This is a genomic window from Pseudomonas sp. P97.38, from assembly GCF_001269745.1.
In the GTDB taxonomy this organism is placed as follows: domain Bacteria; phylum Pseudomonadota; class Gammaproteobacteria; order Pseudomonadales; family Pseudomonadaceae; genus Aquipseudomonas; species Aquipseudomonas chlororaphis_E.
In genome coordinates, this window is the sequence record NZ_LHVJ01000016.1 from 151,789 (window position 1) to 165,485 (window position 13,697).

Annotated in this window: 13 protein-coding genes; 8 read left to right on the plus strand and 5 right to left on the minus strand. The window is 62.0% G+C overall.

The features are described 5' to 3' along the window. Positions 1 to 13: 13 nt before the first annotated feature. The 4 genes from AD664_RS13745 to fba all read left to right on the plus strand — a co-directional run bounded on the left by AD664_RS13745 (position 14) and on the right by fba (position 3,131). Positions 14 to 1,177 carry a phosphoglycerate kinase gene (locus AD664_RS13745; protein ID WP_047735883.1) on the plus strand — a complete coding sequence of 388 codons (1,164 nt, stop codon included), beginning with the start codon at positions 14 to 16 and terminating at the stop codon, positions 1,175 to 1,177. Positions 1,178 to 1,208: 31 nt separating this feature from the next. Further along, positions 1,209 to 1,433, plus strand: coding sequence for a hypothetical protein (locus AD664_RS13750; RefSeq protein ID WP_042732123.1), 225 nt, complete (start codon positions 1,209 to 1,211; stop codon positions 1,431 to 1,433). Positions 1,434 to 1,489: 56 nt separating this feature from the next. Continuing rightward, positions 1,490 to 1,822 (plus strand): MliC family protein, encoded by a 333-nt coding sequence (locus AD664_RS13755; protein WP_053147267.1) that lies wholly within the window; start codon positions 1,490 to 1,492, stop codon positions 1,820 to 1,822. A 244-nt stretch (positions 1,823 to 2,066) separates the two neighbouring features. Continuing rightward, a complete protein-coding gene (gene fba / locus AD664_RS13760) occupies positions 2,067 to 3,131 on the plus strand; it encodes a class II fructose-bisphosphate aldolase (protein ID WP_053147269.1) in 1,065 nt (354 codons plus the stop codon). A gap of 227 nt (positions 3,132 to 3,358) precedes the next feature. Here fba and AD664_RS13765 read toward each other — a convergent pair whose 3' ends face one another. Both AD664_RS13765 and AD664_RS13770 read right to left on the minus strand, forming a co-directional pair. Beyond that, positions 3,359 to 4,027, minus strand: coding sequence for a polysaccharide lyase family 7 protein (locus AD664_RS13765; RefSeq protein ID WP_053147270.1), 669 nt, complete (start codon positions 4,025 to 4,027; stop codon positions 3,359 to 3,361). 330 nt (positions 4,028 to 4,357) lie between these two features. Continuing rightward, the gene (locus AD664_RS13770; protein ID WP_047735889.1) at positions 4,358 to 5,026 is read right to left on the minus strand and encodes a polysaccharide lyase family 7 protein; all 669 of its coding nucleotides are present in this window, start codon (positions 5,024 to 5,026) and stop codon (positions 4,358 to 4,360) included. Positions 5,027 to 5,349: 323 nt separating this feature from the next. Here AD664_RS13770 and AD664_RS13775 point away from each other — a divergent pair, with 323 nt between their 5' ends. The 3 genes from AD664_RS13775 to AD664_RS13785 are packed head-to-tail and all read left to right on the plus strand — an operon-like array spanning position 5,350 to position 8,319. Then, positions 5,350 to 7,473: a bifunctional diguanylate cyclase/phosphodiesterase gene (locus tag AD664_RS13775; RefSeq protein WP_053147272.1), complete on the plus strand. Its 2,124-nt coding sequence runs from the start codon at positions 5,350 to 5,352 to the stop codon at positions 7,471 to 7,473. A 41-nt stretch (positions 7,474 to 7,514) separates the two neighbouring features. Then, a complete protein-coding gene (locus tag AD664_RS13780) occupies positions 7,515 to 8,018 on the plus strand; it encodes a M48 family metallopeptidase (protein ID WP_053147274.1) in 504 nt (167 codons plus the stop codon). Positions 8,019 to 8,022: 4 nt separating this feature from the next. Further along, entirely contained in the window at positions 8,023 to 8,319 is a 297-nt protein-coding gene (locus tag AD664_RS13785) for a helix-turn-helix domain-containing protein (protein ID WP_053147276.1), read from the plus strand. 99 nt (positions 8,320 to 8,418) lie between these two features. Here AD664_RS13785 and AD664_RS13790 read toward each other — a convergent pair whose 3' ends face one another. Next, on the minus strand, positions 8,419 to 8,871 hold the full coding sequence (locus tag AD664_RS13790; protein ID WP_047735891.1) for a GNAT family N-acetyltransferase: 453 nt from the start codon (positions 8,869 to 8,871) through the stop codon (positions 8,419 to 8,421). Positions 8,872 to 9,133: 262 nt separating this feature from the next. On the opposite strand from AD664_RS13790, the gene AD664_RS13795 reads away from it, so the two are divergent. Beyond that, a complete protein-coding gene (locus AD664_RS13795) occupies positions 9,134 to 9,871 on the plus strand; it encodes an ABC transporter substrate-binding protein (RefSeq protein WP_053147278.1) in 738 nt (245 codons plus the stop codon). A gap of 112 nt (positions 9,872 to 9,983) precedes the next feature. Here the strand turns inward: AD664_RS13795 and yccS are convergent, their stop codons facing one another. Beyond that, entirely contained in the window at positions 9,984 to 12,167 is a 2,184-nt protein-coding gene (gene yccS, locus AD664_RS13800; RefSeq protein WP_042729640.1) for a YccS family putative transporter, read from the minus strand. A 233-nt stretch (positions 12,168 to 12,400) separates the two neighbouring features. Further along, positions 12,401 to 13,579, minus strand: coding sequence for an NAD(P)/FAD-dependent oxidoreductase (locus AD664_RS13805; protein ID WP_053147280.1), 1,179 nt, complete (start codon positions 13,577 to 13,579; stop codon positions 12,401 to 12,403). Positions 13,580 to 13,697: the final 118 nt, after the last annotated feature.

Sequence of the window (13,697 nt, forward strand, 5' to 3'; positions counted from 1 at the left end):
GGAATTGCGACCCATGACCGTGTTGAAGATGTCCGACCTCGATCTGCAAGGTAAGCGTGTACTGATTCGCGAAGACCTCAACGTCCCCGTCAAGGACGGTGTTGTCACCAGCGACGCACGTATCCTGGCTTCGCTGCCGACCATCAAGCTGGCCCTGGAAAAAGGCGCGGCCGTGATGGTCTGCTCCCACCTGGGCCGCCCGACCGAAGGCGAGTTCTCGGCCGAAAACAGCCTCAAGCCCGTGGCCGACTACCTCAGCCGTGCCCTGGGCCGTGAGGTGCCTCTGGTGGCTGACTACCTGGGCGGCGTGGACGTGAAGGCCGGCGATGTCGTGCTGTTTGAAAATGTACGCTTCAACAAGGGCGAGAAAAAGAACGCCGATGAACTGGCCCAGCAATACGCCGCCCTGTGCGACGTATTCGTGATGGACGCGTTCGGCACCGCCCACCGCGCCGAGGGCTCGACCCATGGCGTGGCGAAGTTCGCCAAGGTCGCCGCCGCCGGTCCGCTGCTGGCCGCCGAACTGGACGCCCTGGGCAAGGCCCTGGGTTCCCCGGCCCAGCCGATGGCGGCCATCGTCGCTGGTTCCAAGGTGTCGACCAAGCTCGATGTGCTCAACAGCCTGAGCCAGGTCTGCAACCAACTGATCGTAGGTGGCGGCATCGCCAACACCTTCCTCGCGGCGGCCGGTCATCCGGTCGGCAAGTCCCTGTATGAACCGGACCTGCTGGACACCGCCCGGGACATCGCCGCCAAGGTCAGCGTGCCGTTGCCGGTGGACGTGGTGGTGGCCAAGGAGTTCGCCGAAAGCGCTGCCGCGACCGTGAAGCTGATCGCCGACGTGGCCGAAGACGACATGATCCTCGACATCGGCCCGCAAACCGCGGCCAATTTCGCCGAACTGTTGAAATCCTCCCAGACGATCCTGTGGAACGGCCCGGTGGGCGTGTTCGAGTTCGACCAGTTCGGCAACGGCACCAAGGTGCTGGCCCAGGCGATCGCCGAGAGCGCGGCATTTTCCATCGCTGGCGGCGGCGACACCCTGGCGGCCATCGATAAATATGGCGTGGCCGAGCAGATCTCCTACATTTCTACCGGGGGTGGCGCGTTCCTCGAGTTCGTCGAGGGCAAAGTGCTGCCGGCCGTGGAAGTCCTGGAAAGCCGGGCCAAGGCCTGAGGCTGCGTTGACCAGGCAAAGGAGTGTTCTGATGGTCAAGACGTTCACGTTGCTGCTGGCGGCGACGCTGTTGGCGGCCTGCTCTGGCAGTCCGAAGGCCACGCCCCCGGAAACCGGGACGCCGGCGCCTGAGGAAGGCTGCTACCAGGCCGACTGGCAGGCCGAGACCAATCCGGTGCTGAACAAGCGTTCCGGACCCGACGGCCTGGACAAATACGAGACGCAAACCCCGGCCAAGGAACATGGTTGTCCTTGACGGGTCTGACTCTTAACTCATGGCTGGCGGCGTGTGCCGTCAGTCGAGGAACACGGATGAAAGGCTTGATCGCCGTTGCGGCGTTGGCAGTGCTGGCCGGTTGTGCGCAGTTGGGTTTTCCGGGCGCATCCGCGCCTGCGGCAGGTTGGACGACCTGGACCTGTGACAGCGAGGCCAAGGTGCTCTGGCGCTACACCGATGCCGCCCATCAGGAAGTCGACGTGCGCCTTGGCGGTGCCGAGCAGGTCTACCACCTGAAGCAGGAACCGGGCGCCTCAGGCTCGCTGTACAGCGATGACATGCTGGCGTTTCACGTCAAGGGTGAGGAAGGCCTGGTGTATTGGGTCGCCACCAATGACTTGATTGGGCGTGGCTGCAAGGCCGATTGATTCACAGAGATCCAGTGTGGGAGCGGGCTTGCTCGCGAATGCAGTGGGCCAGATTGCATTTTTGTTGGATGTGAAACCGCATTCGCGAGCAAGCCCGCTCCCACAGGGGCCGCTGCAGTTTCGAGCATTTGCTTCACCAAACATCCAGGCCAGGGCCGAGCCCCGACCTGCAATGACTTGAATAGCCGCCGCCGCTCCGGCAGGCTGGCACGATTAACGACCCTCGACCGGGAGAGAGACACACATGGCACTTATCAGCATGCGTCAGATGCTGGACCACGCAGCCGAGTTCGGCTACGGCGTCCCAGCCTTTAACGTCAACAACCTTGAGCAGATGCGCGCCATCATGGAAGCCGCTGACAAGACTGACTCCCCGGTGATCGTCCAGGCTTCGGCCGGCGCCCGTAAATACGCCGGTGCACCGTTCCTGCGTCACCTGATCCTGGCCGCCATCGAAGAGTTCCCGCACATCCCGGTGTGCATGCACCAGGACCACGGCACCAGCCCGGATGTCTGCCAGCGCTCCATCCAACTGGGCTTCAGCTCGGTGATGATGGACGGCTCCCTCGGCGAAGACGGCAAGACCCCGACCGACTACGAGTACAACGTGCGCGTCACCCAGCAAACCGTTGCCATGGCTCACGCCTGCGGTGTTTCGGTGGAAGGCGAGCTGGGTTGCCTGGGTTCGCTGGAAACCGGCATGGCCGGTGAAGAAGACGGTATCGGCGCCGAAGGCGTGTTGGATCACAGCCAGATGCTGACCGATCCGGAAGAAGCCGCCGACTTCGTCAAGAAGACCCAGGTCGACGCCCTGGCGATCGCCATCGGCACCAGCCACGGCGCCTACAAGTTCACCAAGCCGCCTACCGGCGACGTGCTGGCCATCGACCGCATCAAGGAAATCCACAAGCGCATCCCCAACACCCACCTGGTGATGCACGGTTCGTCCTCGGTGCCCCAGGAGTGGCTGGCGGTCATCAATCAGTACGGTGGCGACATCAAGGAAACCTACGGCGTGCCGGTTGAGGAAATCGTCGAAGGCATCAAGTATGGCGTGCGCAAGGTCAACATCGACACCGACCTGCGCCTGGCGTCCACCGGTGCCATGCGCCGCTTGATGGCGACCAATCCTAGCGAGTTCGATCCGCGCAAGTTCTTTGGCGCGACCGTGACTGCGATGCGTGACGTTTGCATTGCGCGGTATGAGGCGTTTGGTACGGCGGGTAATGCTTCGAAGATCAAGCCGATCTCTTTGGAAGCCATGTATCAGCGGTATTTGAAGGGTGAGTTGAACGCCAAGGTCAACTGAGTCTTTCTGCTTTCGAAAAAACCCGCATTTTTGCGGGTTTTTTTATGGGCGTTGGCCTAGGACCACCACGTGGCGAGGGAGCTTGCTCCCGCTCGGTGGCGCAGCCGTCGCAAGGCCTGGGCATGCGCTGGGTCTGACGAAAAGCGAGGGCCGCTTCGCATTCCAGCGGGAGCAAGCTCCCTCGCCACGAAGCGTCAATGCCTACGAGGTTTTAGGAGCAGAAAGTCTCAGGTGTTGTGATCGATATCCAACTTGCTGAACGTCACTTTCCCGCCTTCGCTGGTGTAGCCGGTGTTGTCCTGCACATACACGCCTGCCTTGAAATACAGCGGCCTGACTCGCCAGGTCGCGCTGATGGTGGTGTACCAGCTGCGGCCCGCCGCGGTGATGCCCAGGTCGCCGGTGCGGTCAAGGTGGATGCGATAGGAGAAGGCGCGGCCAAGCTTCACGCCAGTGGCGACGGTGATGACCCGGGCTTTTTTGTCGTCGGGGCGCATGCGGACCTTGGCGACGATGTCACCGGTGTCAGTGGCCTCTTTGTACTGGTACTCCAGTTTCACCATGGGTTTGTTGCTGTCTTTGGTATGGATCTGGCCGATCACCACCTTGCCACTGCTGGGTACCTGGCTGACGGTCAGGGTGGCATTCAGGAAGTTGTCGGCGTCGGGGTACAGCCAGTTGCGCAAGGTGCCGTCTTTATAGGTTTCCCTCAGCTCGCTGCGCGGGTAGATGGCGTTTTCGGTCTTGGCGCCGGTGACCGGTGCCCAGAAGTAGACGGTACTGCCGTCGGAGTTGAAGTATTTGTTCTTGAACCCATCCACCAGGCGTGGGGTTTCGATGGTTTTCGGCGGGCTGCCTTCGGGGATGCTCAAGTTCCACGTTGCAAGATCGACCATGCTCGGATCCTTTCTGTACAAAAGAAATGATTTACGCCATAGCCGGAGGCTCTGTGACGCGCTTTTGAAGACACCGGTGGGCGTGCGCGACGGTAATTCTTCCTGTACGCGTTCGGCGGAGGGTTGGCGTCAACGGACCGTCAGAGTGGCATTTGCCGCTTTTGTGCCCGAACGGAATGACCGTTGGTCGATTAATCGCAAAATGGTTGGAACGATGGCCAAGTGGTATCTGTCGCTTTCCACTTTTTGGCAGTTCTTGCTTGAAGAGGGGGCGTATCGACAAGCGTCCGCCCAAGCAGCGTTCCCTGCTGCTTCGGCGCCTGGAGGGGATCAGATCTTGTGATCGACAGCCAGCAGGCTGAAGGTCACTTTTCCGCCTTCGGTGGTGTAGCCGGTGTTGTCCTGCACGTAGACCCCCGCTTTGAAATACAGCGGCTTGTCTTTCCAGGTCGGGTCGATGGTGGTTCTCCAGTTGTAGCCCGCCGCGGTGATACCCAGCGCACCCTTCTGGTTGAGATGAATCTGGTAGGAGAACCGGCTGTCGAGCTTGACGCCGGTGGCAATGATGACGACCTGTCCTTCCTCGTCGTCAGGACGCATGCGGACCTTGGCGACGATGTTGCCGGTGGAGGTTTTCGTCTTGTACTGGTATTCGAGCTTCACCATGGGGCTGGTGCTGTCCTTGGTGTGGATCTGACCGATCACGATCTTGCCGGTGCTGGGTACCTGGTTGACCATCAGGGTCGCCTTCAGCGAGTTATCCGCCGCCGAATACAGCCAGTTACGCAGGGTGCCGTCGCTGTAGGTTTCGCGCAGCTCGCTGCGCGGGTAGATCGCGTTGGCGGTCTTGGTGCCGGTCACCGGGGCCCAGAAGAATAGTGTGCCGGTTTCGGCGTTGAAGTATTCGTCCTTGAAACCTTGTGCCAATCGAGGGGTTTCGATGGTGATGGCCGGGCTGCCTTCAGGAATGCTCAAGTTCCAGGTGTTGAGATCGATCATGTTCGGATCCTGCGTAACGGTTCAATGTTGCACGCCGCATCAGGGAGGCTCTAGTCCAGGCCTTTGAGGCGTATGTATAAAAGTCAGGCAGGATGTTTTCGAGCGCTGCCCGGCGGATGCTTGACGTCAAATGTTCGTCGAAATCCGTCATTGCAGGTTCTATGCCTGAGGAGGGTGACCGTTAGTCGGCTATTTCGGGCTTTGTCTGGATGATGGCGTGATGACACCTACTGCTTTTTAAAATCCCGGTCTAGAGTGAGATCTCAGTATTTGTCCGCTTTACTTTGTGAAAAACGGACGTGGCGCCTGATAAGAGAAGCAGCATGGAATGCGCGCAACCTACGCTTGGCGAAGACAACTCTGTCCTTTTGATTGTTGATGACTACCCCGAAAACCTGCTCAGCATGCGAGCGTTATTGCAGCGTCAGGATTGGCAGGTGATGACGGCGGCCTCGGGTGTCGAGGCCCTTAACCTGCTGCTCGAACACGACATCGATCTGGTGCTGCTGGATGTGCAGATGCCCGACATGGACGGTTTCGAGGTGGCGCGCTTGATGCGCGGCAGCCAACGCACGCGGCTCACGCCGATCATCTTCCTGACCGCCAACGAACAATCCCAGGACGCGGTGATCAAGGGCTACGCCAGTGGCGCCGTGGATTACCTGTTCAAGCCCTTCGACCCGCAGATTCTCAAGCCCAAGGTCCAGGCGTTGCTGGAGCACCAGCGCAATCGCCGGGCCCTGCAGCGCCTGAGCCAGGACCTGGAAGCGGCCCGGGCCTTCAACGCTTCGGTGCTGGATAACGCCGCCGAAGGGATCCTGGTGGTGGATGAAAGCGGCTGCATCCGCTTCGCCAATCCGTCCACCTGCCGACTGTTCAACGCGACGGCTGAGCAGTTGCAAGGGCTGCCGATGCTGGATTTCCTGCAAAAACCCCACATTCCCGATTGGGCCGATTCCGATATCTTCGCGGCCTATTGCCGTGGGCAGACCTTGCGCCTGCACGATGCCGTATTGCGCACGGCGCCGGGCCAGCAGGTGTCGGTGGCGTTGTCCTGTGCGCCGCTGCCGGCAGAGCAGAAGGCCATGGTGGTGACACTGCAGGACATGTCGGTGGTGCGTCACCTGCACCAACAACTCGAATACCAGGCGGTCACGGACCCGCTCACCGGCTTGCTCAACCGGCGAGGGTTCTACCAGACCGCGGAAAACCTGCTGATGCGCAGCGAGCGACTGGAAAGCAACTGGGTGCTGCTGTACCTGGACCTCGACGGCTTCAAGCGGGTCAATGACCTGCTCGGCCATGACGCCGGCGATCGGGTGTTGCGCTGGGTCTCGGAACAGTTGAAGGCGTGCCTGCGGCCCTTCGACATCCTTGCCCGCCTGGGGGGCGACGAGTTCACCGCGCTGCTGGACCTGGAGTTTCCGGAGCAGGCGGCCAAGATCGCCGAGAAGCTCATCGAGCGTGTCGCGATCTGCCAGCAGATCGAGGGCATGGACGTGGCGCTCGGGGCCAGCATCGGCATCGCGACGTACCCCGACTGCGGCGCCAACCTCGATGGCCTGCTGCGTGCCTCCGACATTGCCATGTACGAGGCCAAGCGCGCCGGTCGCCAGCAATACCGTTTTTACGATCACGAAATGAACGGTCGAGCCCGTTCACGGTTGATGCTCGAAGAAAGCGTGCGCTCGGCCATCGAGAACCGTGAGTTCAACCTGGTCTATCAACCCCAGGTCAGCATCGGCGATGGGCGCATCCGCGGCTTCGAGGCGTTACTGCGCTGGCAGCATCCGAGCGTCGGCGACGTGCCGCCCGGGCTGTTCCTGCCGTTGCTGGAGGAGGCGCGGTTGATCAGTCGACTGGGCAGTTGGATCTACCATCGCAGCGGCGCCCAGCGCAAAGTCTGGGAGCGCAGGTTCCCGGACGACCTGGTGCTGGGGGTGAGCCTGAGCAGCACCCAGTTCGGCATGCCCAACCTGGTGACCGAGCTGCGCCAGGTGCTGGAGCGCCATGCCTTGAAGCCCCGGCAACTGGAGGTCGAGGTGACGGAGGATGCGCTGGTGCGCAACCCCGACGAAACCCAGAAGCAACTGCGGCTGCTACGTCACCTCGGGGTGCGGGTGGCGCTGGATGATTTCGGTTCGGGGCCGTGCTCGCTGGTGCACCTGCGCGACCTGGAACTCGACACCCTCAAGCTCGACCGGCACCTGATCGCCCGCCTGCCCGGTTCGCCGCGCGATGCGGCACTGGCCGCGTCGGTGATCGAGTTGTGCCTGCAACTGGGCTTGCGGGTGATTGCCGAGGGGGTGGAGACCGCCGAGCAGTACCAGTGGCTCAAGGCCCATGGCTGCGAGTTCGTGCAGGGCTTCCTGGTGGCGCGGCCATTGGTGGCGGATGACACCGATGCCTTTGCCGAGCCGTTCGACTGGAGCGCGATCAGGCACTGAATTCGCTACACTGGCGGCCTCTCTTACAGTGTTGCCGCCCGATGAACGCCCTCAAGTACCTCCAGGCCTATCCGCCCGCCCTGCAAGCCCAGGTGCAGCAACTGATCGCCCAAGATCGCCTGGGCGACTACCTGCAACAGCGCTATCCCGAACGGCATGCGATCCAGAGCGACAAGGCCCTGTACGGCTACGCGTTGGAGCTCAAGCAGCAGTACTTGCGTAACGCCCCGGCCATCGACAAGGTGCTGTTCGACAACCGCCTGGACCTGACCCACCGCGCCCTCGGCCTGCACACCACCGTTTCGCGGGTGCAGGGCGGCAAGCTCAAGGCCAAGAAGGAAATCCGCATCGCGGCGCTGTTCAAGGAGGCGGCGCCGGAGTTCCTGCGCATGATCGTCGTGCACGAGCTGGCGCACTTCAAGGAATCGGACCACAACAAGGCGTTCTACCAGCTCTGCGAGCACATGCTGCCGGGCTATCACCAATTGGAATTCGACCTGCGGGTGTACCTGACCTGGCGGGACCTGCAACCTCACAAGGAATGATCGGATGGATGTCAGCAAGACCAAGACCAGCTTCTATCGGCGCATGTACGTGGCTTACCTGATCGACAGCGGCGTGGCCAGCAGCATTCCCGCGCTGACCGAGGTCACCGGGATGCCCCGGCGCACGGCCCAGGACACCGTGGCGGCGCTGGCGGACCTGGACATCGTCTGCGAGTTCGAGCAAGCGCAGGGCGCCCGCCATCATGCCGGCTCTTATCGGATTCGCGATTGGGGAGCGATCGACCGGCGGTGGATCGAGGGGAATCTGCAGCAGATCAAGACGGTGCTGCAATACCCCTGAAGAAGGTGGGTATCAGGGCTGACGCCTGCGTGGGCAAGCCCGCTCCCACAAGGGCGCATGCATTCCAATGTGGGATCGGGCTTGCCCGCGAAGACGGCCTCAAGGCCTGTGCATGCCAATGTGTGGAATCCCATCCTCCAGGTATTCCACCCCCACCGCCTCGAACCCATACCGCCCGTAGTACCCCTGCAAATGCGCCTGGGCCGATAACGAGATCGACGTGCCGGGCCAATGCTTCTCGGCCTGCTTGAGGCCCTGCTCCATCAGCGTATGGCCCAGGCCCTTGCCCCGTGCCTGCGGCGCGATGATCACGCGGCCGATCACCACGTCGCTGTTCTGCGAGTGCGGGTCGAGCAGGCGAAGGTAGGCCACCAGGTGGTTGTCCTGCCAGGCCATCAGGTGGCAGGTGTCGCCTTCCAGGTCGAGGCCGTCGACGTCGGGATAGGCGCAGTTCTGCTCGACGACGAACACCTCGGCGCGCAATTTGAGGATGGCGTACAGCTGTTCCTTGCTCAGGTCACTGTGATGTTTGCAGACCCAGTCGATGTCCATTTTTTGAATTTCCTGAAAAACCTGCTGCCGATATTAAGCGGGCTGCCCCGGGAAGTCTCTTTCCTTGGGCGACTGGAAAAAACTGTGATAGAGGCCAAAATGCCATCATTGGCCTGTCGCGCTGTTGTCTTCTTTGTGTAATCTTCGACCCAGCCCTGCGCAGCGGTTTCAATGAGCTAATGTTAGGACCGGATATCTTAGGGATCGCCTTTGAGTTTCGGCTAAAAACAAACCGGGATTTGAACCCGTCAAGGATGTTGGCATGCCGCGATTGCATCGAGCTCTTGCTTTGGTCGGGTTGCTGTTGCTGAGCCATAACGCCTGCGCACAAAAGTTGCGCCTGGTCGCCGATGGTTGGCCTCCTTTTACCGACGCCACGCTGGTCAACGGCGGCCTGGCGACCGATATCGTCAGCACGGCCCTGGCGCGGGCGGGGTATGCCACCGACTTCGAGCAGGTGCCCTGGGCCCGGGCCATGCTGGGCATCGGCGAGGGCCGTTACGATGTGTTGATCAACGCCTGGTACAGCGAGGAGCGCACCCGCATCGGCCAGTTCTCGGCCGAGTACCTGCTCAACCGCGTGCGTTTCATCAAGCGCAAGGACATCCCCATCGAATACGACGACTTGCAGCAACTGCACGTGTATCCGATTGCCGTGGTGCGCGGTTACGCCTACTCCAAGGCATTCGATGAAGACCCGCAGATGCAGAAGGTTCCGGTCCACAGTTTCGCTATGGCGGTGCGCATGTTGGCTGCCGACCGGGTCAAACTGACCTTGGAAGATGAGTTCGTCGCCCGTTACTACCTGTCTCGCGAATCCGCCAAGGTGCGCAACGCCGTGGAGTTTTTGCCCAAGCCGTTGAGCGAAAACAGCCTGCACATCCTGGTCAGCCTGAAGAACCCGGAGCACGAGCAGATCGTGGCGGGGTTCGATCGTGAGATTGCGGCGATGAAGGCCGACGGGAGCTATGAGCGGATATTGAAACAGCACGGGATGTGAGCGGTTTGCGTACGTGCGCCGGCCTCATCGCGAGCAAGCTCGCTGCCACAGGGGAACGCTTTCGAATGTGGGCGAGCTTGTTCGCGAAGGCGCCCGGCTGGACACCACCGGGTCAGGCCTCACCCGTCTCCTTGATCAAATGCGCCGCCAACGTGCGCAGTGGCCCCAACTGACGGCAGATCAACGCCAGTTGCGTTTGCACCAGCCGCTGGCCTTCGTCGATCTCGTCGGGCATCTGCTCCAGGGCATTGGCCAGGGCTTCTTCTTCGTCACTTTGCACCGCAATCGGCTGTTTGCTCGCCAGGCCCTGGGCGATTTCATCGATGCTGGTCGCCAGCTTCACTCCCGCCCCGTCGATCAGGTCTTCGCGCACCTGCGCCGGCAGCTCGGTGCCCCGGTGGGCGCCCAGGCCCGAGAGGTAGCTGAGCAGGGTGTGGGACAGTACCAGGAAGCGGAAGCCCACATCGGCTTCCTTACGGAAATGCCCCGGCTCCATCAACATGTTGGCCAGCGTAGTGGACAGTGCCGCGTCGGCGTTGTGGGCGTTGCGTCGGGCCAGGCGATAAGCCAGGTCATCACTTTTGCCGGCGGCGTACTGCTGCATGATCTGGCGCAGGTAGATGCTGTTGCAGGTCAGCGTGTTGGCCAGCACCTTGTTCAGCCGCCGGCCTTGCCAGTCCGGCAGGAACAGGAACACTGCCAGCCCGGCGATCAGGCTGCCGAGCAAGGTGTCGAACAGGCGTGGCAGCAGCAGGCCATAGCCATCGCCCACCTGGTTGAAGCAGAACAGCACCATGATGGTGATCGCTGCCGTCGCCAGGGTGTAGCGGGTCGTGCGGTTGGTGAAGAACACCACCCCGGCGGCAATGGCGAAGCACGACTGCACCAGTGGGTTGGGGAACAGGTCGAACAACGCCCAGGCCACGGTCAGGCCGATGGCGGTGCCGATGATCCGCTGGCCGAGCTTGCGCCGGGTGGCGCCGTAGTTCGGTTGGCAGACGAACAACGTGGTGAGGATGATCCAGTAACCCTGGGACGGGTGGATCATGTGCACCACGGCGTAGCCGACGCTCAAGGCCAGGGGCAGGCGCAGGGCATGGCGGAACAGCAGCGAGGTCGGCGTGAACTGGGTGCGCAAGCGTAGCCAGACGTCCTTGAGGTTGCGCGGCGAGCGGTCCAGCAGGCTGCTGTCGGTGGCATCGGCCAGGGCGTCGGGGTTGCTGGCGTCGCTGAGCAGGCGGTCCATGGTGGCCAGGTTCACCGACAATGCCCGCAGCGACCGCAGCAGACCGCGCCAGGCCGGATTGCTCTGGATCCGCAGGTGCTCCAGCGAGGCGTGCAGGTCGTTGAGGGCTTCGGCGAAGGTGTCGTCATAGACGAACGGCTGGCGCAACTGGATCGATTCGGCCAGGGCCTGGCAAGCCTTGCCTTGCTGGCGCAGGAGGCGCTGGCAGCGGAACAGCACGTCGCTGTGGAAGAACGCCTCGGCCAGGGCGTTGTAGGGGTAGTGAGACGAGCTGGCGCGCTCGTGGATGTCCTGGGCCAGGAAGTACAGCTTCAGGTAGCGGCTGACTTTCGACCCCGGCCGGCCGTTGCCAACGCGATGCAGGATGATCTCCTTGGCGCTGTTGAGGGCGGCGACCACCCGACCGTTCTGCTGGGCCAGTTCCAGGCGTCGCGCTTCGATGTCCAGTTGGCGGATCGGTTCGAGCAGCGACGACTTGAGCTTCAGGTAGCGCCCCAGCTCGCGAAACAGCCGCGCCAGGCTCTGCTGCACCGGCTGGTTGGAAAACAGCGCGTGCCACAGCACCGAGAGCAGGCCGTACCACGCCGCGCCGGCGACCAATAGCGAGGGCTCGTGCCAGAAGTCGGTGACCGCGCCACCGCGCTGGTCCACGCCGATCACCGTATAGACCGACAGGATCAAGGTGGCCGAGGCAATCGCGCCATAGCGTTCGCCCAACGCACCGAGCATGGTCAGGCCGAAGCTCGCCAGGGCCAGGGCAATGATGAACAGGACGGGATAGGGGAACAGCAATTCCACCGACAGCGCCGCGACACTGAAACACACCAGGGTGACGACCAGCGCGTTGAGCCGCCCTTGCCAACTGTCGTCGGTCTCGGCCAGTGCACTGGCGATGATGCCCAGGAACAATGGGATCAGCAGGGCCATTTCATCGAGGTACCAGCACAGCCCCATGCTGCCGGTCAGGGCGATGAACACCCGCACGCTATAACTGAACTTATCCAACGCCCAAAGGCGACGCAGAGATTGGCTAAACGAGGTCGATGACATGAAGTGCACGGGCCTGACGGGCAATGACGCTAAATTGAGGCAGTAATGACGCCGACGCAATGGGGGCGATCACATCTGGCAGCAAAAAGTGTTCCGCGCCCCACACGCCGAGCCACTGTGGGAGCGAGCTTGCTCGCGATGGCGTCAGATCCGTCACGTTGATATTGACCGAACTACCGCTATCGCGAGCAAGCTCGCTCCCACAGGATCTGTGCCCACATTTGAATCATGAATCAAACGTACTGCGCCGCCGCATAGCCCGAGGCCCAGGCCCATTGGAAGTTGAAGCCGCCCAGGTGCCCGGTGACGTCGAGCACTTCGCCGATGAAGTACAAGCCGGGGCTTTTCAGCGACTCCATGGTCTTGGACGAGACCTCCCGGGTGTCGACGCCGCCCAGGGTCACTTCGGCGGTGCGGTAGCCCTCGGTGCCGGCCGGGACAACGTTCCAGCTCGCCAGCTTCTCGGCGATGTCCGCCAGTTCGGCGTGGGTGTATTGCTTCATGGGCTTGGAGACGAACCAGGTGTCGGCCAGCAGGTTGGCCATCTTCTTGGTGAAGAGCTCGCCGAGCAGGGTCTTCAGTTCGCTGTTGGGGCGTTCGGCCTGCTGCTGTTGCAGCCACTGTGGCACGTCATGGTCGGGCAGCAGGTTTATCTGCACCGTGTCCCCTGGCGTCCAGAACGACGAAATCTGCAGGATCGCCGGGCCGCTCAGGCCGCGATGGGTGAACAGGATGTTCTCGCGAAAACTCTGCTCGTTGCAGCTCACCAGGCAGTCTACCGAGGTGCCCGAGAGTTCGCTGCACAGCGTCTTGAGTTGGTCGGTGATGGTGAACGGTACCAGGCCGGCGCGGGTCGGCAGCAACTGGTGGCCGAACTGCCGGGCCACTTGATAGCCGAAGCCGGTGGCGCCGAGGGTCGGAATCGACAGCCCGCCGGTGGCGATCACCAGTGATTGGCAGCCGATGGCGCCGAGGGTGGTTTGCAACTGGTAACCATCTTCGGTCTTGTCGATGTGCTCGATAGAGGTCTCCAGGTGCAGGCTGACACCGGCCTGGTCGCACTCATCCAGCAGCATGGCGAGGATGTCGCTGGACTTGTTATCGCAGAACAGCTGGCCGAGTTTCTTTTCGTGATAAGGCACGCCGTGCTTGGCCACCAGGGCGATGAAATCCCATTGGGTGTAGCGGGCCAGGGCGGATTTGCAGAAGTGCGGGTTCTGCGAGAGGAAATTGGCCGGCTCGGTGTACAGGTTGGTGAAGTTGCAGCGCCCACCGCCGGACATGAGGATTTTCTTGCCGGCCTTGTTGGCGTGGTCCAGCAACATGACCTGGCGCCCTCGCGCGGCGGCGGTCAACGCGCACATCAGACCTGCGGCGCCAGCGCCAATGATCACGACTTCGGTAGAGCGCAAAACGGTGTCCTCACACAAATTTCAATTTCACCGGTAAACCCTGTGGGAGCGGGCTTGCTCGCGAATGCGGTGTGTCAGCTCATTCAAGGTTGACTGATACACCGCATTCGCGAGCAAG

Bases quoted from the DNA above. Each gene is read 5' to 3' on its own strand.
- AD664_RS13745 (WP_047735883.1), top strand. From the start codon at position 14: ATGACCGTGTTGAAGATGTCCGACCTCGATCTGCAAGGTAAGCGTGTA.
- AD664_RS13750 (WP_042732123.1), top strand. From the start codon at position 1,209: ATGGTCAAGACGTTCACGTTGCTGCTGGCGGCGACGCTGTTGGCGGCC.
- AD664_RS13755 (WP_053147267.1), top strand. From the start codon at position 1,490: ATGAAAGGCTTGATCGCCGTTGCGGCGTTGGCAGTGCTGGCCGGTTGT.
- fba (WP_053147269.1), top strand. From the start codon at position 2,067: ATGGCACTTATCAGCATGCGTCAGATGCTGGACCACGCAGCCGAGTTC.
- AD664_RS13765 (WP_053147270.1), bottom strand. From the start codon at position 4,027: ATGGTCGATCTTGCAACGTGGAACTTGAGCATCCCCGAAGGCAGCCCG.
- AD664_RS13770 (WP_047735889.1), bottom strand. From the start codon at position 5,026: ATGATCGATCTCAACACCTGGAACTTGAGCATTCCTGAAGGCAGCCCG.
- AD664_RS13775 (WP_053147272.1), top strand. From the start codon at position 5,350: ATGGAATGCGCGCAACCTACGCTTGGCGAAGACAACTCTGTCCTTTTG.
- AD664_RS13780 (WP_053147274.1), top strand. From the start codon at position 7,515: ATGAACGCCCTCAAGTACCTCCAGGCCTATCCGCCCGCCCTGCAAGCC.
- AD664_RS13785 (WP_053147276.1), top strand. From the start codon at position 8,023: ATGGATGTCAGCAAGACCAAGACCAGCTTCTATCGGCGCATGTACGTG.
- AD664_RS13790 (WP_047735891.1), bottom strand. From the start codon at position 8,871: ATGGACATCGACTGGGTCTGCAAACATCACAGTGACCTGAGCAAGGAA.
- AD664_RS13795 (WP_053147278.1), top strand. From the start codon at position 9,134: ATGCCGCGATTGCATCGAGCTCTTGCTTTGGTCGGGTTGCTGTTGCTG.
- yccS (WP_042729640.1), bottom strand. From the start codon at position 12,167: ATGTCATCGACCTCGTTTAGCCAATCTCTGCGTCGCCTTTGGGCGTTG.